Source organism: Humibacter ginsengiterrae, assembly GCF_054780115.1.
On record NZ_BAAGWY010000009.1, the window covers coordinates 1 to 25647 of the forward strand.

At 68.1% G+C, this 25647-nt stretch carries 18 protein-coding genes and 1 tRNA gene; 5 read left to right on the plus strand and 14 right to left on the minus strand.

Features of this window, described 5'->3' with window-relative positions:
* Positions 1-362: 362 nt before the first annotated feature.
* The 7 genes from pknB to ACYVII_RS11785 form a co-directional block, all read right to left on the minus strand.
* Positions 363-2087, minus strand: coding sequence for a Stk1 family PASTA domain-containing Ser/Thr kinase (gene pknB / locus ACYVII_RS11755; RefSeq protein WP_460535178.1), 1725 nt, complete (start codon positions 2085-2087; stop codon positions 363-365).
* A gap of 75 nt (positions 2088-2162) precedes the next feature.
* Positions 2163-3854, minus strand: a complete 1692-nt coding sequence (locus ACYVII_RS11760) for a serine/threonine-protein kinase (RefSeq protein ID WP_460535179.1) — start codon at positions 3852-3854, stop codon at positions 2163-2165.
* A complete protein-coding gene (locus ACYVII_RS11765) occupies positions 3851-5302 on the minus strand; it encodes a peptidoglycan D,D-transpeptidase FtsI family protein (RefSeq protein ID WP_460535182.1) in 1452 nt (483 codons plus the stop codon). The genes ACYVII_RS11760 and ACYVII_RS11765 overlap by 4 nt, the downstream gene beginning before the upstream one ends.
* A gap of 3 nt (positions 5303-5305) precedes the next feature.
* Positions 5306-6703 (minus strand): FtsW/RodA/SpoVE family cell cycle protein, encoded by a 1398-nt coding sequence (locus ACYVII_RS11770; protein WP_460535184.1) that lies wholly within the window; start codon positions 6701-6703, stop codon positions 5306-5308.
* Positions 6687-7931 carry a PP2C family protein-serine/threonine phosphatase gene (locus tag ACYVII_RS11775; RefSeq protein WP_460535187.1) on the minus strand — a complete coding sequence of 415 codons (1245 nt, stop codon included), beginning with the start codon at positions 7929-7931 and terminating at the stop codon, positions 6687-6689. Before ACYVII_RS11775 ends, ACYVII_RS11770 begins: the two co-directional genes overlap by 17 nt.
* Before the next feature lie 3 nt (positions 7932-7934).
* On the minus strand, positions 7935-8606 hold the full coding sequence (locus tag ACYVII_RS11780; RefSeq protein ID WP_460535190.1) for an FHA domain-containing protein: 672 nt from the start codon (positions 8604-8606) through the stop codon (positions 7935-7937).
* Positions 8603-9343 carry an FhaA domain-containing protein gene (locus tag ACYVII_RS11785; protein WP_460535192.1) on the minus strand — a complete coding sequence of 247 codons (741 nt, stop codon included), beginning with the start codon at positions 9341-9343 and terminating at the stop codon, positions 8603-8605. Before ACYVII_RS11785 ends, ACYVII_RS11780 begins: the two co-directional genes overlap by 4 nt.
* A gap of 371 nt (positions 9344-9714) precedes the next feature.
* Between ACYVII_RS11785 and ACYVII_RS11790 the strand changes: the two genes are divergently transcribed.
* Positions 9715-9798: transfer RNA gene (locus tag ACYVII_RS11790), tRNA-Leu, on the plus strand.
* 242 nt (positions 9799-10040) lie between these two features.
* Here ACYVII_RS11790 and ACYVII_RS11795 read toward each other — a convergent pair.
* From ACYVII_RS11795 to ACYVII_RS11810, 4 genes are all read right to left on the minus strand, one after another.
* Positions 10041-10670: a class F sortase gene (locus ACYVII_RS11795; protein WP_460535194.1), complete on the minus strand. Its 630-nt coding sequence runs from the start codon at positions 10668-10670 to the stop codon at positions 10041-10043.
* 20 nt (positions 10671-10690) lie between these two features.
* Positions 10691-15796 carry a beta strand repeat-containing protein gene (locus ACYVII_RS11800; RefSeq protein ID WP_460535197.1) on the minus strand — a complete coding sequence of 1702 codons (5106 nt, stop codon included), beginning with the start codon at positions 15794-15796 and terminating at the stop codon, positions 10691-10693.
* A gap of 255 nt (positions 15797-16051) precedes the next feature.
* Positions 16052-17029, minus strand: coding sequence for a hypothetical protein (locus ACYVII_RS11805; protein WP_460535199.1), 978 nt, complete (start codon positions 17027-17029; stop codon positions 16052-16054).
* Positions 17030-17149: 120 nt separating this feature from the next.
* Positions 17150-18238, minus strand: coding sequence for a zinc-dependent alcohol dehydrogenase family protein (locus ACYVII_RS11810; RefSeq protein WP_460535433.1), 1089 nt, complete (start codon positions 18236-18238; stop codon positions 17150-17152).
* A gap of 70 nt (positions 18239-18308) precedes the next feature.
* On the opposite strand from ACYVII_RS11810, the gene ACYVII_RS11815 reads away from it, so the two are divergent.
* Entirely contained in the window at positions 18309-18788 is a 480-nt protein-coding gene (locus ACYVII_RS11815; RefSeq protein WP_460535201.1) for an anthrone oxygenase family protein, read from the plus strand.
* Between the two features lie 20 nt (positions 18789-18808).
* On the opposite strand, the gene ACYVII_RS11820 is transcribed toward ACYVII_RS11815, so the two are convergent.
* Entirely contained in the window at positions 18809-19378 is a 570-nt protein-coding gene (locus ACYVII_RS11820; protein ID WP_460535203.1) for a TetR/AcrR family transcriptional regulator, read from the minus strand.
* 161 nt (positions 19379-19539) lie between these two features.
* Here ACYVII_RS11820 and ACYVII_RS11825 point away from each other — a divergent pair, with 161 nt between their 5' ends.
* Entirely contained in the window at positions 19540-21006 is a 1467-nt protein-coding gene (locus tag ACYVII_RS11825) for an efflux MFS transporter permease (RefSeq protein ID WP_460535205.1), read from the plus strand.
* 40 nt (positions 21007-21046) lie between these two features.
* The gene (locus tag ACYVII_RS11830; protein WP_460535207.1) at positions 21047-22069 is read left to right on the plus strand and encodes a zinc-dependent alcohol dehydrogenase; all 1023 of its coding nucleotides are present in this window, start codon (positions 21047-21049) and stop codon (positions 22067-22069) included.
* 3 nt (positions 22070-22072) lie between these two features.
* On the opposite strand, the gene ACYVII_RS11835 is transcribed toward ACYVII_RS11830, so the two are convergent.
* Both ACYVII_RS11835 and ACYVII_RS11840 read right to left on the minus strand, forming a co-directional pair.
* Complete coding sequence (locus ACYVII_RS11835) at positions 22073-23194, minus strand: DUF1996 domain-containing protein (protein WP_460535209.1); 1122 nt, start codon at positions 23192-23194, stop codon at positions 22073-22075.
* Between the two features lie 78 nt (positions 23195-23272).
* The gene (locus ACYVII_RS11840) at positions 23273-24658 is read right to left on the minus strand and encodes a glycine--tRNA ligase (RefSeq protein WP_460535211.1); all 1386 of its coding nucleotides are present in this window, start codon (positions 24656-24658) and stop codon (positions 23273-23275) included.
* 50 nt (positions 24659-24708) lie between these two features.
* On the opposite strand from ACYVII_RS11840, the gene ACYVII_RS11845 reads away from it, so the two are divergent.
* Positions 24709-25626, plus strand: coding sequence for a TIGR01777 family oxidoreductase (locus ACYVII_RS11845; protein ID WP_460535213.1), 918 nt, complete (start codon positions 24709-24711; stop codon positions 25624-25626).
* Positions 25627-25647: the final 21 nt, after the last annotated feature.

Below are 25647 nucleotides of genomic sequence, written 5' to 3' on the forward strand. Positions count from 1 at the left end.
AGCTCGCCGCCTGGCAACACGCCACCAACGAAAACCAGCGGCAAGTCGACTGGCAGTTCACAACAGCCGACGCCCGCGTGAAACTCCGCCACCTATACCCATGCGTTTAGATGCGACGAGCTACTAGGTGCATGCGCCGCGACCGGTGCCCATGCACCTGGCCTCATCGCGTGCACCTAGTCTCGCGGGCGCTGCTTCTCTGAGGCGCGCCCGCCATGCAGCCCGATCTTGTCCGACACAACGCGATTGGGACAAGGCGACCAAGCGGCCGACGTAAGACGCTCTGCGAGGCGGCGGCTCCCCGCCGCCGCCGCACGCAACCACACGGCCCGCCGACTGCGGCGCGCCGCAGGCGCGCAAAGCTACCCAGTGCAGTAAGTGAACTTGATCGTCGAGCCCTGGGGTACCGGGCCGGGGGCCTGGTCCTGATGGTTCACGGGAGCGCCGGTCTGCGTCTTGCACGAAGGATCGGCCTCGGCGTCGGGGACCAGTCCGAGGCTGGGATCCTGCAGAATGGCCGTTGCCTGCTGAACGCTCTTTCCCGTGAGGTCGGGAAGGTTGACCTGCCCGTTCGAGACGACGAAGTTGATCGTGTCGCCCTCGTGAGCGGTGGAACCGACCGCCGGATCCGTGCTGATGACCACGTTGGCCGCCACAGTGGCAGAGTCTTGCTGAGTGATCTGGCCCGTCTTGAAGCCGAGGTCTTGGAGCTCCTTCTGGGCGTCAGAGATCGACTTGCCTGCGACATCCGTCGGCACCTGCACCGGCTTTGCTCCACTGGAGACGTAGACCGTCACGCTGTCGCCCTTGCTGGCGATGACGCCGGAACCGGGGTTGGTGCCGATGACCTTGCCCTTCGGTACCGATGTACTCGACTCGTCGGTGAAGGTGGGGTCGAGTTTTACCTTGTGGAGGGCATCCGTCGCGTCTTTGACCGTCATGCCGGCCACGAGGGGAACCTTCGCGGCGTTGTCGGCGAGGTGCTGAGTGGGCGTCTGGTTGAAGACCCACAGCAGCAGCGCGGCGATGATGACCGCGACGCTGAGCACGCCGGCCCAGATCCACAGCACGGGCGGCCGGTTCTGCGTGCGCACCACCTGGTCGTCGTCGGCGAGCTGGCGCAGCGCCGCCTCGGTCGGGGTGGGACTCGTCACCGATTCGCCGAAGAGCGCGGCGTCGAAGGCGTCGCCGCGCTTCTTGTGCACCGGTACCTTGCCGGATGCCGCGAGCTCGAGATCGTCGCGGAACTCGGCAGCGCTCTGGTAGCGCTGGAAGCGGTCTTTCGCCAGCGCACGCATGACGACCATGTCGTAGGCGGGCGAGACCTTGGGGTTGATGCTGCTCGGCTTGACCGGCTGCTCGCTCACGTGCTGGTACGCGACCGCCACGGCGGTATCGCCGCGGAACGGCGGGCGGCCGGCGAGCATCTCGAAGAGCACGACGCCCGTGGAATACAGGTCGGTGCGGGCGTCCACTGTCTCGCCCTTCGCCTGCTCGGGCGAGAAGTAGCTGGCTGTGCCGAGGATGGCGGTGGTCTGAGCGACCGTGGCCGACGAGTCGCTGATGGCCCTGGCGATGCCGAAGTCCATCACCTTCACCTGGCCGGCGCGGGTGACCATGATGTTGCCGGGCTTGATATCGCGGTGCACGACGCCCGCGCGGTGCGAGTACTCGAGCGCGGTCAGGAGCCCGGATGCGATCCGCGCCGCCTCCGCCGGGTCGAGCGGGCCGTTGCGCAGGATGTCGCGCAGCAGCACGCCGTCCACGTACTCCATCACGATGAAGGGGGCCTGCACCTCGTTGCCCATGGCGTCGCGCACAGTCTCTTCGCCCGCGTCGAACACGCGGACGATCGTGGGGTGCGCCATGCGCGCCGCAGCCTGCGCCTCCTGCCGGAAACGGGTGCGGAAAGCAGGGTCGGTCGCCAGTGAGGGCTTCAGCAACTTGACCGCTACCGTTCGCCCCAAACGGATGTCGACACCCTTGTGCACGTCGGCCATGCCGCCGCGCCCGATGAGCTCGCCCACACGGTATCGCCCCGCGATCATGCGGGGTTCGTCCGTGGCGGTGGATTCGACGTCAGGCAACACTGCGAACAGTGTAACGGGGCCAAGTTGAGTGTTCGGTACACCGCGTCGAGCGGTGGGTGAACGCCCAGACCTCTACGGAGTCGGCGTGCTGCCGCTGGATGCGGTGACCTGCAGGGGCGGCGACTGGGCCGACTCGACCGACTGCCCGCAGAAGATCGTGTAGGTGACGTTGTGCGGCTTCGTGTCGCCGAACGTGTACTGCTGCTGGCTGCTCGTGGTCGGTCCGACCCCGGCGCCGTCGACGTAGAGCTGGCGTCCGGTGAGGCTCTGTCCCGCCGGGCACTGCGCTGAGCCGAAGTTGAACGTTGCAGGCTGACCGACGGTGGCTTTCCCGCCGACAAGCGTGACCGTGTCGGTGGGAGCGGAAGGCGGCGTGACATTGTCGTAGATGGTGAGAGTGATCGTGCTGGAGAACGGTACGGTTCCGGTGGGATTGATGTCGTAAACCGTGTTCACTTTGTCAGCGGACGGAGCGGCGGTCCCCACGTTCCGCGTGATTTTCTGGAAGCCGGCTGCGTTCAACGCTGCCACGGCCTGATCGTACGTCTTACCCAGGTAGTCGCCTCGGTTGATGGTGCCGGTCGTCGCTTGCGCCTTCGTCGGCGTCGTCTTGGGTGTTGTGTGCACTACGGACGGGGTGGACGCCGGGGGCGATGTCGACGGAGCCGGGTTGCCGTGGTTCTGGGTGAGCAGCGCGATGAGGGTCGCGATCAGGATGATCGCCAGTAGCGCGATGAGCGCGATCAGCGGCCAGGTCCACGGGCTGCGCTTCTTCTTGGTCTCCGCGGGTTCCTCGGCGGTCTCGGTTGCCGAGAGCAATGTCGTCGCCTGCGTGTCGCCAGCCGCGGCGGCAGCAGCGCCGCCAGGGAGGAGAAGCGTGTTGAACCGCGTCGTGTCGGTCTCGTCGCCGAGCACGGCCGGCACGGCTGCCGCGGCCGCCTGGATGTCGCCGCGGCGCAGTGCGGTCGCCGCGCGCGCGAGGTGGGCCGCCGACGAGGGCCGCTCGGCCGGGTTCTTCGCGATGCACGCGTAGACCAGGTTGCGCACCGGCTCGCTGACCGTGACAGGCAGCGGCGGGGGCTGCTCGTTGATCTGCGCCATCGCGATCGCCACCTGCGACTCGCCCGTGAACGGGCGGCGGCCGGCCAGGCACTCGTAGGCGACGATGCCGAGCGAGTAGATGTCGGTGGTCGGCGACGCGGGATGCCCGGATGCCTGCTCCGGCGACAGGTACTGCACCGTGCCCATCACCTGGCCGGTCGCGGTGAGCGGAACCTGGTCGGCGATGCGGGCGATGCCGAAGTCGGTGATCTTGACCCGGCCATCCGGCGTGATGAGAAGGTTGCCCGGCTTGATGTCGCGGTGCACCAGGCCGGCCGCGTGTGCGGCGTGCAGCGCCGCGGCCGTCTGCGCCACGATGTCGAGCACCTTGTCGGTGGAGAGCGTGTGCTCGCGCTCCAGGATGCTCGACAGCGCCTCGCCCGGCACGAGTTCCATCACGAGGTAGGCGCTGCCGTCTTCCTCGCCGTAGTCGAAGACGTTGGCGATGCCTTCGTGGTTGACGAGTGCCGCGTGCCTTGCCTCAGAGCGGAAGCGCTCGAGGAAGGTCGGATCGCCGAGGTACTCATCCTTGAGGATCTTGATGGCGACCTGACGGCCGATGACGAGGTCGGTGGCCTGCCAGACCTCGCCCATGCCGCCGACTGCGATCCGCGACTGGAGTTCGTATCGTCCGCCGAACGTGAGCCCTGCCGTGGGTCTCATTTGCCAAGCACCGCCTCAAGTACCTTCTTCGCGATCGGAGCGGCGACGGAATTTCCGTCACCGCTCTGACCTAGTCCGCCACCATTGTCGACCACGACCGCCACCGCGAACTGAGGATCGTTCGCCGGCGCAAACCCGGTGAACCACAGGGTGTAAGGGTCTTTAGAGCCGTTCTGTGCGGTACCGGTCTTACCGCCGACCTTGACCCCGTCTATTCTTGCATTGCTCGCGACGCCCTCTGAGACGTCCTTGACCATGGTCTGGGCGATGGCGTCGGCCGTGTTCTTGCTCGTCGCCCGGCCGAACTGAGTCGGCTTGAACGACTCCCGGGCCTGTAGGTCGGGGGTCAGAACCGACTCGATGAGGCTGGGCTTCATCACCACGCCGCCGGTGGAGATCGCGGCCGTATTCATCGCCATCTGCAGCGCCGTCGCCTTATCGTCCTTCTGCCCGAATCCGCTCATCGCGGTGTCGGCCAGGCTGCCGTAGCCGGGGTACTCGCTGGCCGAGGTGCGCATGGGCACCATGAAGCTCTGATTGAAGCCGTACTTCTCGGCCTGCGCCTTGATGGCATCCGATCCCAGCTTCATCGCCAGCTCCGCATAGGGGATGTTGCAGGAGAGGATGAGCGCGGTCTCGAGCGAGACCGTGTCGCCGGGGCCGCACGTGCTGAACGTGTCGTTGTAGATCTTCGTGTTCGTGCCCGGCAACGTGAGACTCGACAGGTTGGGCATCTGTGAGTCGAGCGTGTAGTCGCCGCTCTCCAGCGCGGCCGACAGCACGACCGGTTTGAACGTCGACCCCGGGGGGTTCAGCTCGTTGATCGACTTGTTGATCAACGGCTCGCCGGGGGCGTCGAGGAGCTGCTGGTACAGGGCATCCACCTGCTTGACGTTGTGCACCGCAAGCGTGTTCGGGTCGAAGTCGGGCTTGGAGACCATGGCGAGGATGCGCCCGGTCTTCGGCTGCAGCAGCACGACCGCGCCCTGTTGCGAGCCGAGGGCGTCGTAGGCGGCCTTCTGCGCGACCGGGTCGATCGTGAGCTCCACGGAGTTGCCCTGCGGATGCTTGCCCGTCACCAGGTTCTGCAGCTGGTCGAAGAAGGCGTCGTTCGACGTCCCGCTCAGCTCGCTGTTCATCGCGCCCTCGACGCCGGTCGGCGCGCCGCTGATCGGGAAGAATCCGGTGACCGAGGAATACAGCGGTCCCTGCGGGTACTGGCGCTGGTAGTTGTAGGAATCGTTGCTCGGCACCGATTGCGCCACCGGCTGGCCGTTCACGAGGATCGAGCCACGCTGTACGTTGTAACTGTCGTCGAGGGTTCGGGTGTTGCGGGCATCCGCGTTGAGGCTGTCGGCCACGCCGACCTGGATGACGGATGTCGACACGAACAACGCCAGGAACATGCACAGCACCACGATGCTGACGCGCTTGATCTCCTTGTTCACCGGTTACACCACCAGCCTTGGTTGGTTGCGGACGGTGTCGGAGAGGCGTAGCAGGAGGGCGACGATGATCCAGTTGGCGACCAGGGACGATCCGCCCGCGGCGAGGAACGGCGTGGTGAGACCGGTGAGCGGGATGACCCGGGTGATGCCGCCGATCACGATGAACACCTGCAGCGCCATGGTGAAGGCGAGGCCGACGGCGAGGAGCTTGCCGAAGTCGTCCTGACTGGCGAAGCCTACGCGGAAGCCGCGGGACACGAAGAGCAGGTAGAGGCAGAGGATGGCGAAGATGCCGATGAGGCCGAGTTCTTCGCCCAGGCTCGCGATGATGTAGTCGCTCTCGGCGAGCGGGGTGATGTTGGGTCGTCCCTGCCCGAGTCCCGTACCCAGCAGGCCGCCGTGCGCGAGGCCGAAGATGCCCTGCACCAACTGGTAGCTGCCGCCGGTGGCGTTGTAGACGTGGTCGTTGAACGGCTCGAGCCAGTTCTGGAACCGACCCTGCACGTAGTCGAGGATGCGACTGGCGATGAACGCGCCGCCTACGAAAAGCACGAGGCCGATGACGACCCAGCCCACCCTCGCCGTGGCGACGTAGATCATCACGAGGAAGAGGCCGAAATAGAGCAGGCCCGTGCCGAGGTCGTGCTGAAAGACGATCACGGCCATCGACACGGCCCAGAGCACGAGGATGGGGCCGAGGTCGCGCAGCCGCGGGAACCGCACCCCGAGCACCTTCTTGCCGACCATCGACAGGGAGTCGCGCGCTTGGACGAGATATCCGGCGAAGAAGATCGCCAGCGCGATCTTCGCTATCTCGCCCGGCTGGAAGCTGAACGGCCCGATGCCGATCCACACCCGGGCGCCGTTCACCTGGCGTCCGATCAGCGGCAGCATCGGCAGAATGAGCAGCACCAGCGCCCCGAACCCGAACACATAGGTGTAGCGCTGCAGCACCCGGTGGTTGCGGATGAGCATCACGACGCCGATGGCGCAGATCACGGCGATCGCGGTCCACACGATCTGACGCACGGCTGCCGACTCCCAGCCGGAGTCGCCCCTGGCGATGTCGATGCGGTAGATCTCGGCGATCCCGACCCCGTTGAGAAGGGTGGAGATAGGAAGGAGGAAGGGGTCGGCATCCTGTGCCAGGTAGCGCATGACCACGTGCATCGCCACCACGAGCGCCGACAGCCCTGCGCCGAGGTAGAGAAGCGTGAAGTCGAGGTGCCCTAGCGCGCCGAGCTCGACGAGCGCGATCGCGACCGCGTTGATCGCGCACGCGAAGATCAGAAGGGCGAGCTCGACGTTGCGCAGCTTCTTGGGCAGGCGGATGCGCCGCACCGGTGCGGTCGTGGCACCGGAGCGTGCGGTCGAGGCCGTCGCGCTAGCCGGAGCTGTCATCGGAAAGCTGTCTCACAATGCGTTCGGCGTCGTGCAGCGACGACGCGTTGATGGTGTCCTCGACCTGCTGCTTCTCGTAGGCGCTCAGGCTGCCGACCAGGATGTCGGTCTTGGTGTGCACGTGCGAGAGCGCGATCGGCCCGAGGTTCTGCTGCACGCCCTGGAAGATGGCGACCTTGCCCTGCGACTCGCCCACGAAGTAGCGGGACTGCGTCCACTCGTAGCCGAGGATGCCGGCGAGCACGATGGCGACGACGAGCAGTATCGCGCTGAGCAGCCAGGTGAGCCGGCGGCGGCGCACCCTGCGCTGATCCTCTTCGATGAGCTCGTCGAGGTAATCGTCGGTCTGCGGTTCGAAGTGCGTCGGACCGGTGGCGGGCCGGGCCGGATGCAGGCGTAGCGCGGGAAGGCGCAGCGCACGCGTGTGCGTCGTCGCCTCATGCTCGAACTGCACGGGGGCGGATGCCGATCCCACCGTGACCGGTTCGCGCACGCCGTCGATCGCGCGGTCGATGTCGATGACGACGACGGTGACGTTGTCGGGAGCACCGGCATCCAGGCTCGCCCGTACCAAGCGATCGGCGGCCGCCTTCGGGGAGTCGACGTGCGCGAGCACGCTCTGGATGGCCTCCTGCTTGACCACTCCGCTCAGGCCGTCGGAGCAGATCAGCCAGCGGTCGCCTGGCATGGTGTCGAGCGCCCAGGTGTCGATCTCGGGAGAGGAATCGACGTCGCCGAGCACACGCATCAGCACGGACCGGCGGGGGTGTGTGAGCGCCTCCTCCTCGGTGATGCGGCCCGTGTCGACGAGTCTCTGCACGAATGTGTGGTCGGTGGTGACCTGCTTCAGCTCGCCGTCGCGCAAGAGGTAGATGCGGGAGTCGCCGATGTGGGCGAGGGCGACCTTGCCGTCCACGCGGATGAGCGCGCTGACGGTCGTGCCCATCCCGGTGAGCTCCGGATGCTCGAACACCGTCTCGGCGAGCAGCCCGTTCGCCGCCAGCAGCGCGGACTGCAGCGCCACCTGGGCATCCTCGGCGGTGGGGTAGTCGTGGTCGATCTCCTTGATGCGGTTGGTCGCGATCGCCGATGCCACATCGCCGCCCGCGTGACCGCCCATGCCATCCGCCACCAGGAAAAGCGAGGCTCCGGCATAGCCGGAGTCCTGGTTGTTCGAGCGCACCTTGCCCACATGCGACGCCGCAGCGGCCCTGATCGAGGTCACCACCCGCTACCGCCGCAGCTCGAACGTGGTCGTGCCGATCTTGATGGGAGCGTCGAGGGGAACCTGCGTGGGAACGGTCACTCGCTGACCGTCGAGGAACGTGCCATTGGTGGAGTCGAGGTCTTGGATCATCCACTCGTTGTTCCACAGCATCAGCCGGGCGTGATGGGTGGACGTGTAGTCGTCGCGGATGACCAGCCCCGACTCGCCGGAGCGGCCGATGGTGATCGGCTCGTTGCCGAGCGGCACCTCAGTGCCGCGGCGTGGACCGGACGTGATGACGAGCTTGTTGGCGGTGAGCACGGTGGCCATGGGACGGTTCGGAAAGCTGGTGCGACCCGTGAAGGCCCCGGTCGGTTCGTCGCGGAAGCCACGCCCGGTCGGGCTCTGCTGCTCGACCGGCCCGGTCGTTGGGCGGGCGAGGCCGGCGAGCGGATGATCGGGAGTGGCGATCGAGCCTGCGGCCATGCCTGATGCAGGCGTCGGGGCGGATGCCGCGGCGGGGGGCGCGGAGGCGACGTTCGCGAACGGGGTGGGCTGAGCATCCGTCTGCAGTTTGCGCACCCGTTGCCCGAAGAGGTCGCTGCGGAGGGCGTAGACGATGGCGAACACGAAGAGCCACAGCAGCAGGAGGAATCCGATGCGCAGCACCAGCAGCGTGAGCGTGCTGACGGTCATCGCTGCCAGAACCCGTCGATGTCGTGCCGGCGGGTGATGTCGTCTGGTTCGGGAGCGGAGGGGCGGCGGGCGGATGCCTGCGGCAGCACGCGGAACACGATGCGGGTGCGTCCGATGGTGATGACCGAGTCGGGCTCGAGAACGGCCTTCTTGACCGGCTGGCCGTTCAACTGGGATCCGTTCGTGGATCCCAGGTCGCGCACCTGCGCGTGCGAGCCGTCCCAGGCGATTTCGATGTGCTTGCGGGAAGTGCCGCTGTCATCCACCGTGATGTCGGCCTCACGACCCCGTCCCACCACGGTGCGGCCCTTCGTGAGCGGGTAGCGCTTGCCGGCGATGTCGAGCACCGGCACCCAGGCGACGTCGCCCTTCACGTTCTGCGACTCGACGTGCAGGATGCCCGTGGAGAGCGACTCGTCGGGCTGCATCGTGATCGAGATGCCGCCGGCGAACTGATAGTGCTGCTTGCGGGCGTGCTGCTGCACGAAGTCGGTGAGCTCGTCGGTGAGCGCGGGACCCATGGCCCTCATGCGCTTGTAATCGCCGGGGGCGAGGCTCAGTGTGAAGTCGTTAGGGGCGAGGATGCGGTCACGCGTGACCACGGCCGCCTTCGTATCGAGCTCACGACGAAGAGCGCTGGTGAGCTCGACAGGCTGCACGCCGGACCGGAAGGTCTTCGCGAACGCACCATTGACGGCGCGTTCGAGGCCCTTCTCGAAACTGTCCAGAATGCCCACAGGTCTCCCGATCTGCCCGACGACTATGTGCATGTTAGCCGCAGACCGTGTGAAGGGCCCCGGGCATGGCCGCGTGTGGGCCGGGGCTGGGGCGCGCGGCGTGTGGAGGGGTTCGGCGCTGGCAGTGGGAGCGGTGTGGTGGCGGTAACGGGAAATAGTGGACCCTCGTTGTCGCTATTTCTGCTCAAAGCGGCACCTCGCGTCCCCGATTTCGCGTCGGATGGGAAATGCCCGTCCCGGGATGCCTTTTGATCGAGCCATCACGACAATCTCGGCCCGGATTCTCGAGTGCTGGGCTCGAGCGGTCAAATGGCATCGGTCGACGGTGCATGCTAATCTCGCTGGGTTGGCACGCAAGTGTCGACGGATCAGCGCGAGTGGCGGAATAGGCAGACGCGCACGGTTCAGGTCCGTGTGCCCGTGAGGGCGTGGGGGTTCAACTCCCCCCTCGCGCACAAATTGAGAGAGACCCCGGGAAACCGGGGTCTCTCTCAATTTGCACGTGAGGGGAGGACGCGAAGCCGCACTTGGGGGTGGGCCCCCATCGCCGGAGGCTCCGCGCGCCGCGAAGCGGCGTGTGGAGGGGCGATAGGGACAACTCCCCCCTCGCCGGAAACGAAGCAACGCTTCGTTTCCGTAGTGATTCCGGTTCGCCTTATTGCTCGTGTACCTGCTTCGTCCGCGCTCCTTCTCCGACCTACCTCTTCGCATGGGCGTCCAGCTTCGCGAACACGACCAGGTTGTCGACTGACTCGGTCTGCGCCGGCACCTGCAGACAGGTGAACACGACGAGGCGTCGGGGAGTGTTTGCCCAGAGTGATGAGTCGGCCGGCACTGTGCTCTTTTTGAGCGCTTTCGATCCGGTGACGGTGTAGGTGAGACCTCCCACGCGGATGACCGCGCCCGGACGCACCCGCGATGTTCCGGCATCCACGTCGATCAGGTAGTTGCCCGGGCCGACGCCCCCGTTGCGGAGCGAGTGCATGACGACGAAGACGGATCCCGTGCCGGGGCGGGAGAGCGGCACGCCGAGGTTGTCGACGCGGTACGCGGAGGTGAAGCCGGGTGGCGTGATCTCGCCGTCGACGACGTCGAGGGAGCCGAGTGGGACATCGAGGCCGACGGAGGGGACGACGAAACGCGATCCCGTGTTGGTGACGGCGTGCATCCGTTGCAGGACTTGAGGTGCTGGTGTGTCGCCCGGATCCAGCTGCACGACGTTCCCCTTGAGGTCGACGGGCCCGCTCGCGGGGACGGCCCGAGTCGCGACGACTCCGACCGCCCCGGCGACGAGGATGATGGCGGCCGCGACCAGCGCCACGGCCACCATCATCCTTCGTGAACGGATCAACGCGTCTCTGACCCTTCGACACGCGGCTTGCGACGCAGGCCGAATGCGGCACCCAGGGCCGCCAGCAGGGCGAGCGCCGCCATGCCCACAGCACCCCAGTTGCCGTTCTCCACCGGTTCACCGCCGGTGTTCACGGACGGCCCGACGCCCGAACCGCTGGCGTCGGCTCCGACCCTCGAACCCGCCGAGAGCGCGGATGCCGGTGCTGCGGAGCCCGCCGAGGCGGCCACGGCTGTGGTTGCGGTGCCGCCGGTGCTTCCCGTGGTGCCGGTCGTGCCACCCGTCGTGCCGCCGTTTCCGGCGGACGACGAGCTACCGGTCACGGAGCCGAGCAGCGCGTCGGCCATTGCGACCGGAACGCTGACCACGCTTCCGACCACACCCGAAACAGGATCGGCGCCGTTCGCACCGAGCACCATGCCGCTCGCGTCATCCGCGGCGTGGGCCACGGGGTCGACGACGGATGCGAAAGTGCTCCCGACGATCGGCAGGGCGGCGATTCCGGTGCTGTCACCGGAGGTGCCGCCCGTGCCGGTTCCCGAAGTGGTGCCGGTGCCGGTTGTGCCGCCCGTGGTGCCAGTGCCTGTTACCGGAGCGGATGCCCCGGCGAGGGCACCTGCCGCGGCATCCAGGATCGGCCCGACAACCGGAAGGCTGCCGACCAGCGGGATCGAGCCGGCCTGACCGGAACTCGAACCGGCCGTGCCCGAACCCGGCGTGCTGGAGCCGCTTCCCTGGTTGCCTCCCGTTCCCGTGGAGCCCGAGGGCAGGCTGCCCGTCAGGCTGTGCACGATGGTTCTCACCACGGGAAGTGAACCCAAGGCTCCGGAACCCGCCGAGCGCGATCCGCTGCCGGACGTGCCGCCGGCGGGCAGGTTGCCCGCAACGGAATCGAGAAGCGGTCCGACGACAGGGACCGAACTGAGGAGGTTTGAGCCTCCAGGGTTCGACCCGGATCCGGGGTTGGATCCGGAACCGGGGATGCTGCCGCCGGGCAGGGACCCGGTGAGTGCGTCCAGGATAGGGCCGACCACCGGGATCGACCCGGGCAGGTCGGTGCCTCCGGGGGTCGTTCCGCCAGGATTGCTCCCGGAACCGGGGTTGGATCCGGATCCGGGAACCGTGCTGCTAGGAAGCGATCCGGTCAGTCCGTCCAGGATTGGGCCGACCACCGGAAGCGATCCGAGCGGGTCCGTTCCGCCGGGGTTGGATCCGGTTCCCGGGTTCGTCCCGCTGCCGGGGACGGTACCGGTGAGCTCATCCAGGATCGGGCCGACGACGGGGATTGCGCCCAGCGGACTTGTGCCTCCAGGGTTCGATCCACTGCCGGGGTTGCCACCATTCGGAAGCCGACCCGTCAGCGAGTCCCAAATCGAGCCCACGACCGGGATCGATCCGAGCAGGTCCATTCCGCCGGGGTTCGAGCCCGAACCGGGGTTGGAACCGCCGGGAGTCGTCCCGCCAGGGAGCGATCCGGTCAGTCCGTCGAGGACTGGCCCGACGACGGGGATCGATCCGAGCAGGTTCGATCCGGTGGGGTTGGTTCCGCCGGGGTTGGAGCCGCCCGGAGTCGTCCCGCCGGGGAGCGATCCCGTGAGGCCATCCAGGACGGGTCCGACTACCGGGATCGATCCGAGGAGGTCCGAACCGGTGGGGTTCGTTCCGCCGGGGTTCGACCCTGACCCGGGGTTGGACCCGGATCCCGGAAGGGTTGCCCCGGGAAGCGATCCGGTCAGTCCGTCCAGGACGGGTCCGACTACCGGGATCGATCCGAGCAGGTTCGATCCGCCAGGGTTGGAGCCCCCGCCCGGAATCGTCCCGCCGGGGAGCGATCCGGTGAGCCCGTCCAGGATTGGGCCGACGACAGGGATTGAACCGAGGAGGTCGGAGCCCCCAGGGTTCGTGCCTCCGGGGTTGGACCCGGTGCCGGGGATGGCTCCGCTGAGGTTACCCAGCCCGGGGAGGGTGACCTCCGCGGAGGGGCTGGTCCCGTCGGTCGGGATGGCACCGTTCACGTAGACGTTGGTGCCGTCTGTTCCGATGCGGTCCGCGGTGGAGACCCCCGCGGGTCCTGCGGAGAGATCCCACAGGTCCTTCACTCCCGCGATGTCGAGGTTCTTCCCGACCGAGACGCCACCATTCGGTGTCGTGCCGGCGCGAACCGTGCCGACGCCCGGGATCGGGAGCGTCACACCGGAGGGTGTGCCGTTCAGACCACCAGGCACCACACCGGAATCACCGCTGCCCGGAGTCGATCCCGAGCCAGGCAGCGAACCACCGGGTAGCGAGCCGGTCAGTTCATGCAGGACGGGTCCCACGACGGGGATCGATCCGAGCAGGTCCGACTCTCCAGGGTTGGACCCGGATCCCGGGTTGGAGCCGCCACCCGGAGTCGTCCCACCGGGGAGTGAGCCCGTGAGTCCGTCCAGGATTGGGCCGACCACCGGGATTGAACCGAGGATGTCCGATCCGCCGGGGTTCGTTCCGCCGGGGAGGGTTCCGCCGGGCAGCGAGCCGCTGAGGTTGCCCAGTCCGGGGAGGGTGATCTCCGCGGAGGGGTTGGTCCCGTCGGTCGGGATGGCACCGTTGACGTAGACGTTGGTGCCGTCTGTTCCGATGCGGTCCGCGGTGGAGACACCTGCCGGTCCTGCGGAGAGATCCCACAGGTCCTTCACTCCCGCGATGTCGAGGTTCTTCCCGACCGAGACGCCGCCATTCGGTGTCGTGCTGGCGCGAACGCTGCCCACGCCCGGGATCGGGAGCGTCACACCCGATGGTGTGCCGTTCAAACCACCAGGCACCACACCCGAGTCACCGCTGCCCGGAGCAGTTCCGGAACCGGGAAGCGACGCGGCGAGACCGCTCAGGACGGGTCCGACCACGGGAATAGAACCGAGGACGCCCGTTCCGCCGGGGTTGGATCCGCCAGGACTGGAACTGGATCCCGGAAGGGTTACCCCGGGTAGCGATCCGGTCAGTCTGTCGAGGACGGGTCCGACGACGGGGATCGACCCGAGCGGGACCGTTCCGCCGGGGTTGGACCCGGTGCCGGGGACGGTTCCGCCGAGGTTGCCGAGTCCGGGGAGGGTGACCTCCGCGGAAGGGCTGGTCCCGTCGGTCGGGATGGCACCGTTCACGTAGACGTTGGTGCCGTCTGTTCCGATGCGGTCCGCGGTGGAGACACCGGCGGGTCCTGCAGAGAGATCCCAGAGGTCCTTCACCCCGGCCACGTCGAGGTTCTTCCCCACGGAGACGCCACCGTTTGGTGTCGTGCCAGCGCGAACCGTGCCCACTCCCGGGATCGGGAACGTCACACCGGAGGGTGTGCCGTTCAGACCACCAGGCACCACACCGGAATCACCGCCGCCGGGGGCTGACCCCAAGCCGGTGCCGCCTGGAAGGGAACCGGTGAGTCCGTCCAGGATCGGGCCGACCACAGGGATCGAGCCAAGCGGGCTGGATCCGCCCGGGTTCGACCCGGTGCCCGGAGCGCTGCCAGTCGGAAGGCCGCCCGTCAGTGAATCCCAGATCGAGCCCACGACCGGAAGTGATCCGAGCGGATCCGATCCGCCCGGGTTGGAGCCTCCGGGGTTCGACCCGGTACCGGGGATCGTTCCGCCGAGGTTGCCCAGTCCGGGGAGGGTGACCTCCGCGGAGGGGCTGGTCCCGTCGGTCGGGACGGCACCGTTGACGTAGACGTTGGTGTCATCTGTTCCGATGCGGTCCGCGGTGGAGACACCGGCGGGTCCTGCGGAGAGGTCCCACAGGTCCTTCACTCCCGCGATGTCGAGGTTCTTCCCGACCGAGACGCCACCGTTCGGTGTCGTGCCGGCGCGAACGGTGCCCACGCCCGGGATCGGGAGAGTCACACCGGAGGGTGTGCCGTTCAGACCACCAGGCACCACACCGGAATCACCGCTGCCCGGGGTCGATCCGGAACCCGGCAGCGGACCGCCCGGGAGCGTTCCGCCGCCGGCCAGGCCGCCCAGCGCGGGAAGCGTGACCTGCGCCGACGGGCTCGTTCCATCGGTCGGGACGGCACCCTTCACATAGACGTTCAGCTTGTCCGTTCCGATGCGGTCCGCCGTCGAGACACCTGCCGGTCCTGCGGAAAGATCCCAGACATCCTTCACCCCTGCGGCGTCGAGGTTCTTCCCGATCGAGACCCCGCCGTTCGGTGTGGTGCCCGCCCGAACGCTGCCGATTCCCGGGATGGGAAGCTCGACTCCGGATGGCGTCCCGTTCAGTCCGCCGGGAACCACTCCGGAGTTGTTGCCTCCCGGAGTGACCTCCGAACTCGAGTCGGTTGCACCCGAAAGCACGTCGGTGACGTCGCCGAGCAGGCCGCTCACCGTGGCACCGACATCCGGGATGCCGCCCTCCGGATCCGCCGCGCCGGGAATGCCCGCGGTGACATCCGTGAGACGACTGCCCAGCGTGTCGGTGGTGTTCTCGAGGTAGGGCAGCGAGTTCGTCACGCCGCCGAGGGATCCGCCCACGTTGGGAACGACGCCCACCGGGTTGCTGATCGCACTGTTCGACCCGGTGATGCGGCGACTCGTTGCACCGATCGCCTCGATCGCCTCTCCGATCGTTCCGCCGTTCGGCGTTCCGAGTGCGCCGCCGACCGTGCCCGAGATCACCGAACCCGCCCACGGTGTCACACCGACCGTCGCCGTTCCTGTGCCCGATGTCGTTGTCGCAGCCGGCTCCGGCGCGTCGTTCGTCGTGACGGCGACTGCACCGGATGTCGAGGCATCCGACTGCTGGCCGGCCGACGATGCCGACGGAGCCGTCTGAGCGCCTCCGCTGGTCGCAGCGGACGGTGCCGGGGCCGGAACCGTCGGTGCGGGCAGCGTGGCGGGTGCCGGAGCCGCCGGCGAGCTCGTGGGCGAGATGACCACGGGTGCGACCGAGTTGATTACTCCACTCAGCGCATGGTCGACGCCGCCGAGCAGGTTGCCGACGAGCGATGACGGCCCGCTGAACGTGTCGGGCACACCGCCGGAACCTGTTCCGTCCGTGCCGCCCGCCGAGGGTTCGGCGGCATTCGCCGCGCCCACCCCCGCCAATGAGATTCCGCCGAGCACGGCTGCAAACATCAGCCCTCTCGACACACATTTCTTCATGACATTCCCCTAGATCTGAATGAACGACCGATCGATTCGCCCGCGCCGCAGCCGAAGCCGCGCACGAGCGCGATGTGCCGTCGTCCGCATCCGCGCCCGCACCCGAAGCGGGAAGGTGGATGCGCCGCCGCGAGGGTCCCGGAGAGCGGATGCCCGAGCATCCGTCGTCCCTGTCGAGCGCGCCTCAGCGCAGTCGACGACCGTCAAGGCAGGACGGCGCGACGGGGATCAGTCGGGGGAGCAGTCCGTGTCGTACGTCGGCATCGACGGGAGGTCGTCGTCACTGGCACTCGCGGTGGAGTGCGAAGTCAGCGGGGCGGGACCGCTCAGGCCGAGCACGCCCGCGAGTGCGGTGCCGGCCGAACCGCCGCCGCTACGCAGAGTGGTGGGCTGGCCGGTGGCTCCCGGAGGAGACGTCGGCGTCGAGGGAACCGGCGTCGACGGCTCAGGTGCGTTGGACGTGGACGTCAGGCCGAAGTTGCCGGCGGATTCCAGTGTGCGGTCGACGAGGGGCGAAGAAGCGAGCGATCCGATCGCCGCAGCAGCGTCAGCGCTCCGGGAAACGTCGGCCGCTCCGGTCGACATGAACTCGATCGGGGACGACGCTGAGGTGCTCGCAGGCATCGCGGCCTCCGTCACGGATGCGGTCGTCGCATCGACGGAGGACAGCACGCCATCGACCGTGCCCGCGAGGGGAGTCGTGACGCTCGAAAGCGTCCCGAGGGTCGCGTGCAGTGTCCCGCCGACGACCGGAACGGAAGACACGATGCCGTCCACCGCGTTCGCGACCGGCTCGAGGGTTCCGGAGGCGGAGATCGTCCCGGTGGTCGCATCCATGGTCTGCGCGACCGGCTGAACGAGCTGCTGCACGGAGGTCGGTGCAGCGTGGATGACGGTCTCGACCGTGGGGGCGACGATCCTGGAAGTCGATGCCGGAATGGATCCGACCGTGCTCGTCACAGGCGCGGTTACGGCATTGAGTGTGAAACCGACCGTGCTGAGCAGTCCCGTTGCGGGAGTCGTGCCCGACGGCTGCGACGCGACCGGCTGCGAGGCCGACGGTGACGAGGTGGTCGGCGTCTCGGCCGATGCCGAGTGAGCTCCGAAAACGAGCGCGAGCAGCAGCAAGCCCCCCGTGACACCCAACGCTCCGAGAGCGATCTTGAGTGCCGAGGAGAAGCGGCCCCCGACGCCGTCCATCTTCACCAAGCCCCCTGCCGTGAAAACAGTCGGGAGTCTACGCTCGCGTGAACCTGGCTGTCTACACCCGATCGGGGCGCACCGGAGCTCGCGCGACGACGCGCCCCTTGAAAGGTCGACGAACCGCTATGGTCGCGCGATGGTGATTCCCGCGTTCGCTGGCTGCGGGCCATCCATTGCGACGAGCGCGTCGATGGCACCGCTGAGGTCGGTGACCGACCCGATGAGGCGGGCCGGATCGAGGCGCCCGTCGGCGATCATCCGCAGCATCTCCGGATAGTCGCGCGCACCCATGCCGTGCGACCCGACGACCGTGAGTTCCCAGGCGATGACTCGCTCCCACGGAAGAGGGGCTGCGGCATTGTCGCCGAGCATCAGGCCGATCTGCACGTGCGTGCCGCGGCGACGCAGGCTTCGCACGGCGGATGCCGCGGTGCCGGCGGATCCGAGAGCGTCGACGGTCACATGGGCTCCTCCGCTCGTCGCCTCGACGACGACCTGCTCGAGAGCGCCGCCGCGCGCAGCGGTTCCCGCTGAACCAGAGTCGGTGACGTGCGAGTCATTGCTCTCGGCACGGATGCCGCGGGCAGCGCCGAGCTCGCGCGCCCGGTCGAGCGCGGCATCCGACACGTCGATCGCCGTCAGGGTTGCACCGAAGGCGGCCGCGATCATGACGACGGAGAGCCCGACGCCTCCGCAGCCGAAGACGGCCACCTCGTCGCCGGGACGCACGCGGGAGCCGACCGTCAGCGCGCGGAAGGCGGTCGCGAAGCGGCAACCGAGGGAGGCAGCGGCATCCATGCTCACGGCATCCGGCAAGGCGACCAGGTTGGTGTCCGCGGCGGTGACGACGACGTACTCGGCGAACGATCCGGCGCGGGTGAATCCGGGCTGCGTCTGGTGGGGGCAGACCTGCGCGTCGCCGCGCCGGCACCACTCGCAGCGGCCACAGCCGTTGACGAAGGGTGCGGTGACACGGTCGCCACGAGCGAATCCCACCACCTCCGGACCGACCTCGGCCACGACCCCGGCGAACTCGTGGCCCGGGATCATGGGCAGCGGCACCGGATCGTGCCCGCGCCACGCGTGCCAGTCGGAGCGGCAGACGCCCGTCGCCTCGACGCGCACGAGCGCGCCGTCGGGCGGACACTCTGGAACAGCGACCTCGCGGATGCCCGGTCTTCCGCCCACCTCGTCGTACACGACCGCCCGCATCGTCTCCGCCACCCGCCCATTCTCGTCGGACGGCAAGGGGCCCGTCGCCGGTCTCCGCTACGGTCGACGGATGCAGGGCATCCTCACCACGACCGTGTTCGTCGCGGCGACCGTGTCGACCGGGCTCCTCGCCGGCGTGTTCCAGCTCTACGCTTTCGCCGTGATGCCGGCGTTGCGGCGCGTGGACGACCGCACGTTCGTCACGGCGTTCGCCGCGCTCGACCGCGCGATCGTGAACCCGTGGTTCCTCCTGGTCATCTTCTTCGGGTCGCCGGTGCTGTGCGCGCTCGCCGCCGTCGCCTCGTGGGGCGAAGCCGGTGGCGGGTGGGCGACCGGTGCACTCGCCGGCACCGTGGCATCCGTGATCATCACGGTCGCCGTGCACCTGCCGGTGAACAACGCGCTCAAGGCCGCCGCCGCGGTACCGGGATTCGATGCCGCTTCCGTGCGCCAGCGGTTCGGCGAGGTGCGCTGGGCGGCGTGGAACCTGGTGCGCGCGGTGCTCAGCACGGCCAGCGCGGTCGGCCTCGGTGTCGGTCTGGCCCAGTAGCAAGGCACCCGCCCGGCTGCTCAGCTCTTCTTCGTCGGGCCCGCGGGATGCCGGATGCCTTCGACCAGCCCGCGCGCCCACGGTGAGTCCACCGCATCCAGACCCGCCGTCACGATCAGGTGACACAGCTGGCCGTAGGCCATGAATCGCTGGATGGCGTCGTCGCTCGCGCCCGATCGCGTCGAGGCGAAGCGCGTGAGCCGGCCGACGCCGTCTTGAAGTGCCGAACGGATCACTTCGACATCGCTCGCCGACTGGGCGTGCACCTGCATCATGAGCAGATCGTGGTCGGCGATGAGCCGAGCGTATTGCTCACCCATTGCGTCGAGTATCCCGTCGGATGTCTGGTCCTCCGCCTCGGCGGCGGCACGCTCGAGTGTCTGCTCGATGAGCTCGAAGCAGCGAGCGAGTGCCGCGACGAAGAGGGCCTCTTTGGTCGGGAAGAGCTTGAAGACGTAGGCCGTCGAGATCTTGGCTTCCTGCGCCACCGCGGTGGTGGGCGTTCCGAGATATCCGCTCCGGGCGAAAGCGCTGATCGCAGCGGCGACCACGGTCTCTCGTCGCTGGTCTGAGGTGGACAGTGACGGCATGTGAGTGATCATACACTCACCCCTTGCGATTCCGCGGCGGTGAGTGTACAGTCACTCACCAGTGGCGCAGGATGCGCCATTCCTTTGATCGAGTGAGTGATTGAGCAATCACTCACTCGACGAAGAGGTCTCGAATCGGGTCAGGAAAGGACGAAGAGATCATGACCATGGAGAGTGCAGCCCACGCGAAGGCGGAGCGGGCAGAGGCGGCTTCGGGAGAGAGTGCGCGACGCAGGTGGATCTCGCTGACGATCCTGGCGATCGCGGAGTTCCTCGTCGTGCTCGATGCATCCATCGTCAACATCGCCCTGCCCTCGATCGGGACGAGCCTGCATCTCGGCACGGCGCAGCTGAGCTGGGTGATCACGGCGTATGTCCTACCGTTCGGCGGACTGCTGCTGCTCGGCGGCCGACTCGCAGACCGGTTCGGCCACCGTCGCGTGTTCCTGATCGGCGTGGCCGGCTTCATCGCCGCTTCGACGCTCGCCGGGCTCGCCCCGAACGGCATGGTGCTGCTCGTCGCACGAGCATTGCAGGGCACGTCGGCAGCGCTCCTCGCGCCCGCCTCGCTCGCGCTCGTGACGCGACTCTTCCCTGTGGCATCCGATCGTGCCAAGGCTCTGGGTGTGTGGGGAGCGGTAGCCGGGATCGGAAGCGCGGCCGGCGTGCTGCTCGGCGGCGTGCTGACCGCAGTCTTCGGGTGGCAGGCGATCTTCTTCGTCAATGTGCCCGCAGGGCTTCTGGTGCTCGCCGTGCTGCCGTTCCTGGTCAGGCGGGACGTCAATCTCACGGGAATGCGCCTCGATCTTGCCGGGGCGTTGACGGTCACGGGCGGGCTGGTCTCTCTCGTCGGAGCGCTGAGCCTCTCCGAGCAGATCGGTTTTGCTGCACCGATCGTGATCGCACTCTTCGCGATCGCTGTCGCCCTGCTCATAGCATTCGTCGTGATCGAGCGGCGCGCCGCCCAGCCGCTCATGGAACTGCGCATCTTCCGGTTGGCCACCGTGGCCGGCGGTAACGCCGCCATGTTCTTCATCGGCGCCGCGACGACCGCGACGTTCTTCGCGCTCTCCGTCTACATGCAGCAGGTGCTCGGCTACAGCGCGCTGGAGTCCGGCCTTACCCAGCTGCCCCTGGCAGGCGCGCTCGTGATCACCGCAGGAGTTGTGCCGAACGTCATCGCCAGGATGGGGTCACGTCGGGTGCTCGTCGTGGCGCTCCTGGTGCTCGCGGCGGGGCTCGTCTGGCTCTCGCTCGCCCGGTCTGATGCGTCCTTCGCCGGTTCGCTGCTGGCACCGACGGTCGCGATCGGAGTGGGCCTCGGGGCATCCTTCATCGCGACGACCGACCTCGCAGTCGATGGAACATCCGGATCGGATGCCGGGCTCGCCAGCGGGCTCGTCAACACCAGTCAGCAGGTCGGTGGTGCGCTGGGGCTCGCCGTTCTCTCCACGATCGCGGCGACCCGCACGGCTGGGCTGATGGCATCCGGCGTCTCCAAGAGTGACGCGCTGACCTCGGGCTTCAGCTGGCTGTTCGTCGGCGCCGCTGCCGCTGCGGTTCTGGCCGCGGCGGCGGTCACGCTGATCGCTCGGCGCCGCTCGGTCGCGGTTCGGCCCCGCCGATAGTCTCGAGGCGACATCCTCATCGCGGAAGACGGAGGCAGCGGTGCGCGCATTCGTGATCACGGCGCCCGGCACGGCCGAGGTGGCCGACGTGCCGGAGCCTGTCGCGGGGCCGGGCGAGGTCGTCGTCGACATCCGTCGCGCCGGCGTGTGCGGCACCGACGTCGAGTTCTACACCGGCCACATGGCGTACCTGCACGACGGCAACGCCCGATATCCGGTGCGCATCGGCCACGAGTGGATGGGCGTGGTCACCGAACTCGGGGCCGGAGCGGATGCCTCGTGGCTGGGTCGCCGCGTCACCGGTGACACGATGCTCGGTTGCGGGCACTGCCGGTTGTGCCGCAGCCGGCGACAGCACGTGTGCGCCGACCGCGAAGAGGTGGGCATTCGGCGCGGTCGTGCGGGCGCGCTCGCCGAGCGGATCGCGGTGCCGGCGAGTTCGCTGCACGCACTGCCCGACGCGGTCGACGACATGCTCGGCGCACTGGTCGAGCCGGCGGGCAACGCGCTCCGGGCCGCGGTGGCGGCTCTCTCGCTGGCAACCGGGCGTCGGGCGGAACGCGTGCTCGTGGTCGGCCCAGGCACCATCGGCGTGCTCGCCGCGATGTTCGTGCGGGCCGCGGGAGCCGACGTTCAGCTGGTCGGGGTGTCGCAGGCATCCGTCGACTTCGCGCGATCACTCGGATTCACGGCATGGCTAGGGTGGAACTCTCTGCCAGACGTCCCGTTCGACGCCGTGATCGACGCGGCGATGGATGCCTCTACGGCGGCACGCGCGGTCGACCTCGTGCAGCCGGGCGGTCGCCTCGTCTTCATCGGAATCGCGGCCACACCGAGCACGGTCGACACGCGCGAGCTACTGCTGAAGGATGTCACGGCCACCGGCATCCTGAGCGCGTCTCCCGGGCTGGATGCCGCGATCGCCGGGTTCGCCTCCGGCACCGTGGACGCCCGCCCGCTGGTCGCCGCCACGGTCAGCCTCGATCACGTCGAGGCGGTGCTGACCGGGAAACATCCGGCCGGTGGACCGGGTCCGAAGGTGCACGTCGACCCGCGGAGGTGAGGGTCACATCGACGGCATCGGGGTGGGTGTCGCGGTTCCCCTGCGCATCATGTGGTCCCGGTGCGTGCGTGCCTTCCCCGCCGGCTCCGCCTTGCCGCCCTGCGGCGTGGCATCCGGTCCGGTGACGGGTCCGCAGCGGGTCTGCGTGTCGATGCAGGCGGCGGTGTCTGCGTTCATGCGTTGCTGATTCCAGCCGTTCATGAAGTCGGCGTGTCCGGTGGTCGCCGGTCCCTGGTTGTTCGGCCCGATGGAAAGGGTGATGCCGCTGCCGCTGTGCGTCGGGTAGTACACGTGGAACACGACCTGCGGAATCTGCACCGGATGCGACGAAGGGCAAGCGCCGGCCTTGCTCGCGTAGACCACGTTCTGCTGGCCCTTGCCGTTCAAGCTGTGGCCGTCCCAGCAGTTCGGGAACGTCACGATGAGTCGCAGGAAGTGGCCGTCTGCGCAGTCGTGCGGGGCATCCGATCGCGCGGATGCCTTCTCGTTCTTGCCCTGCGTGCACGTCCAGTCGATGATCTGATCGCTCTGCGGCGTCGTGGCCTTCTCATTGCCGGCGATCATCGTCATGCCCTGCGGCATGGCCTGCACGTGCTTCGCGGTCGCGGCCGGCGCACGCCAGTAGATCAGCGCGCTGGACGGCTTGAGCGCCTTGCCGTTCTGGTAGAGAACGGGTAGCCAGTACGCGGACGAGTCCGCTGTGGTGGTGCACGATGTCGGCTTGCCGACGAGGTCGGTGGTGACGGTGGAGGCGGTCGGCCGCGTGAAGCCGAAGAAGTCGTGCTGCATGGATGCTCCGGTCATGCCGGGCATCATGATCGGGTCGTTCGCGGCCTCCATCGTCATCGGGCAACGGTCGGTGAAGATGCCGGGGTTCTTGCCGCCGGTCGGAAAGCCCGCGGTGTTGACGGATGCCGCATCCCGCGTCGTCATCGGATGCGACGCGGACGCCGAACTGATCGCCAGCGTCGTCGCCGAGGAGGCTCCCGCGATGGCCAGCCCGCCGACCACGGCGACGGCGACGATCAGCGGAATGCGCCAGTTGCGGCGGCGCGGCGCGGGAGGACCGGCCTGCGGTGCCTGCTGCGGACCGGTCGGCGGGATGTCACCTGGTGCGTTCGTCACGCGGACAAGGCAACACCGCGCACGTTCACCGCACCCTCGGCGAATGTCAGGATTCGGTAAGGGGTTGCTGGATAAGCGTCACCGCTCGCGCAGGTGCTCCGTGAGGTAGGCATCCAGTCCCTCGATCGGGATGCGCTCCTGGCCCATGGTGTCGCGGTCGCGCACGGTGACCGCGTTGTCGTCGAGCGAGTCGAAGTCCACCGTCACGCAGTACGGGGTGCCGATCTCGTCTTGACGGCGGTAGCGGCGGCCGATCGCGCCGGAGTCGTCGAACTCGACGTTGCGGTGGCGTCGCAGGTCGGAGGCGAGCTTGCGCGCAAGCGGCGAGAGATTCTCGTTGCGGGAGAGCGGAAGCACGGCCGCCTTCACCGGCGAAAGGCGCGGGTCGAGCTTGAGCACGGTACGGATGTCGGTGCCACCCTTCGCATTCGGCGCCTCCTCCTGGTGGTAGGCATCCACCAGGAACGCCATCAGGGACCGGGTCAGGCCGAACGCGGGTTCGATGACGTACGGCAGGTAGCGCTCGTTACGTCCCTGGTCGAAGAACGACAGGTCTTTGCCGGAGTGCTCGGTGTGCGTGGAGAGGTCGAAGTCGGTGCGATTGGCAACGCCCATCAGCTCGCCCCAGTCGCCGCCGGTGAAGCCGAAGCGGTATTCGATGTCGATCGTGCGCTTCGAGTAGTGCGAGAGCTTGTCTTTCGGATGCTCGTACCGCCGCAGGTTCATCGGGTCGATTCCCAAGTCGATGTACCAGTTCCAGGCGTTGTCGATCCAGTAGTCGAACCACTTTTCGTCGTCGCCCGGCTCCACGAAGTACTCGAGCTCCATCTGCTCGAACTCGCGGGTGCGGAAGATGAAGTTGCCCGGCGTGATCTCATTGCGGAAGCTCTTGCCGATCTGGCCGATGCCGAACGGCGGCTTCATGCGGGATGACTGCACGATGTTCGCGAAGTTCACGAAGATGCCCTGCGCGGTCTCGGGGCGCAGATACTGCAGACCCGACTCATCCTTCACGGGGCCGAGGTAGGTCTCGAGCATCATGTTGAAGTCGCGCGGCGGCGTCCACTGGCCACGGGTGCCGCAGTTCGGGCAGACGATGTCGCCCATACCGTTCTCGGGCGCGCGGCCCTTCTTCGCCTCGAACGCCTCGATGAGGTGGTCTTCGCGGAAGCGCTTGTGGCAGTGCAGGCACTCCACGAGCGGGTCGTTGAAGACGCCCACGTGACCGGATGCCACCCACACCTGCTTCGGCAGGATCACGCTGGAGTCGAGGCCGACCACGTCGTCCCGGCTCGTGATCATGGTCTGCCACCACTGCCGCTTGATGTTCTCCTTCAGCTCCACGCCGAGGGGGCCGTAGTCCCACGCCGACCGCGATCCGCCGTAGATCTCGCCCGACTGGAAGACGAACCCGCGGTGGCGGGCAAGGGCGATGACGGCGTCGAGCGCATTCTGATCGGGCATGGATGTGCCTTTCACGGCTGGCGGAGCGGGAGAACATCTAGTTTAGGTGCGTGAGTTCGACTGCCCGGCGCCGCAGACGCCGCATCGTGATCGCCGGTGCTTCGGGGATGATCGGGTCTGCGCTCGCCGAGCGGCTGCGCGCATCCGGTGACGAGGTCGTGCGCCTGGTGAGGAGGCCGCCACGCGGCGAGGACGAGGTGCAGTGGGAACCGACTGCGGGCATCCTCGATCCGGCCGTGCTGAACGGCGCGGACGCGGTTGTCAGTCTGGCCGGAGCGCCGACGAGCCGGCTGCCGTGGACTCCTTCTTATAAGAAGGTCATCCTCGAGTCTCGACTGGATGTCACGCGCACCATCGTCGACGCGATCCACGCAGCGCAGAGGCCGCCGCGTGTTCTCGTGAGTGCGTCGGCGGTTGGGTACTACGGCGACCGCGGCGATGAGGACCTGACGGAGAGCTCGCCGCGCGGCGACGGCTTCCTCTCCGCCGTGGTGGATGCATGGGAGGCGGAGGCGTGGCGGGCATCCGATGTCACGCGCGTCGCCTTCGTGCGCACCGGGCTCGTCGTCGGGCCGTCGGGCGCGATGCCGCCGCTGCGCCTGCTCGCCCTCGCCGGGCTCGCCGGTCCGATCGGCAGCGGACGGCAGTGGTGGCCGTGGATCAGCCTGCACGACGAGGTGGCGGCGATCGATCACGTCGTCGGATCCGACCTGAGCGGACCCGTGAACTTCGCCGGGCCGACTCCGGCCACCGAGGCGGAGTTCATGCGCACTCTCGCGCGGGAACTGCGTCGCCCGTACGGGCTGCCCGCTCCCGCGTTCGCGCTCCGCCTCGCACTGCAGGATGCCGCCCAGGAGCTGATGCTGGGCAGTCAGCGGATGCTCCCTGCCGCGCTGCTGAACGACGGCTTCCGCTTCCAGGACGAGACGGTGGGCGCCGCGCTCGCCGCCTATGCCGGTGGGAGTTAGAGGCCTGGTTTCACGAGGCAC

Excerpts from the sequence above, each read along its gene's own strand:
- ACYVII_RS11760 (WP_460535179.1), bottom strand. The coding sequence starts at position 3,854 with ATGAGACCCACGGCAGGGCTCACGTTCGGCGGACGATACGAACTCCAG.
- ACYVII_RS11770 (WP_460535184.1), bottom strand. The coding sequence starts at position 6,703 with ATGACAGCTCCGGCTAGCGCGACGGCCTCGACCGCACGCTCCGGTGCC.
- ACYVII_RS11780 (WP_460535190.1), bottom strand. The coding sequence starts at position 8,606 with ATGACCGTCAGCACGCTCACGCTGCTGGTGCTGCGCATCGGATTCCTC.
- ACYVII_RS11800 (WP_460535197.1), bottom strand. The coding sequence starts at position 15,796 with ATGTTTGCAGCCGTGCTCGGCGGAATCTCATTGGCGGGGGTGGGCGCG.
- ACYVII_RS11810 (WP_460535433.1), bottom strand. The coding sequence starts at position 18,238 with ATGCGGGCGGTCGTGTACGACGAGGTGGGCGGAAGACCGGGCATCCGC.
- ACYVII_RS11815 (WP_460535201.1), top strand. The coding sequence starts at position 18,309 with ATGCAGGGCATCCTCACCACGACCGTGTTCGTCGCGGCGACCGTGTCG.
- ACYVII_RS11820 (WP_460535203.1), bottom strand. The coding sequence starts at position 19,378 with ATGCCGTCACTGTCCACCTCAGACCAGCGACGAGAGACCGTGGTCGCC.
- ACYVII_RS11825 (WP_460535205.1), top strand. The coding sequence starts at position 19,540 with ATGACCATGGAGAGTGCAGCCCACGCGAAGGCGGAGCGGGCAGAGGCG.
- ACYVII_RS11840 (WP_460535211.1), bottom strand. The coding sequence starts at position 24,658 with ATGCCCGATCAGAATGCGCTCGACGCCGTCATCGCCCTTGCCCGCCAC.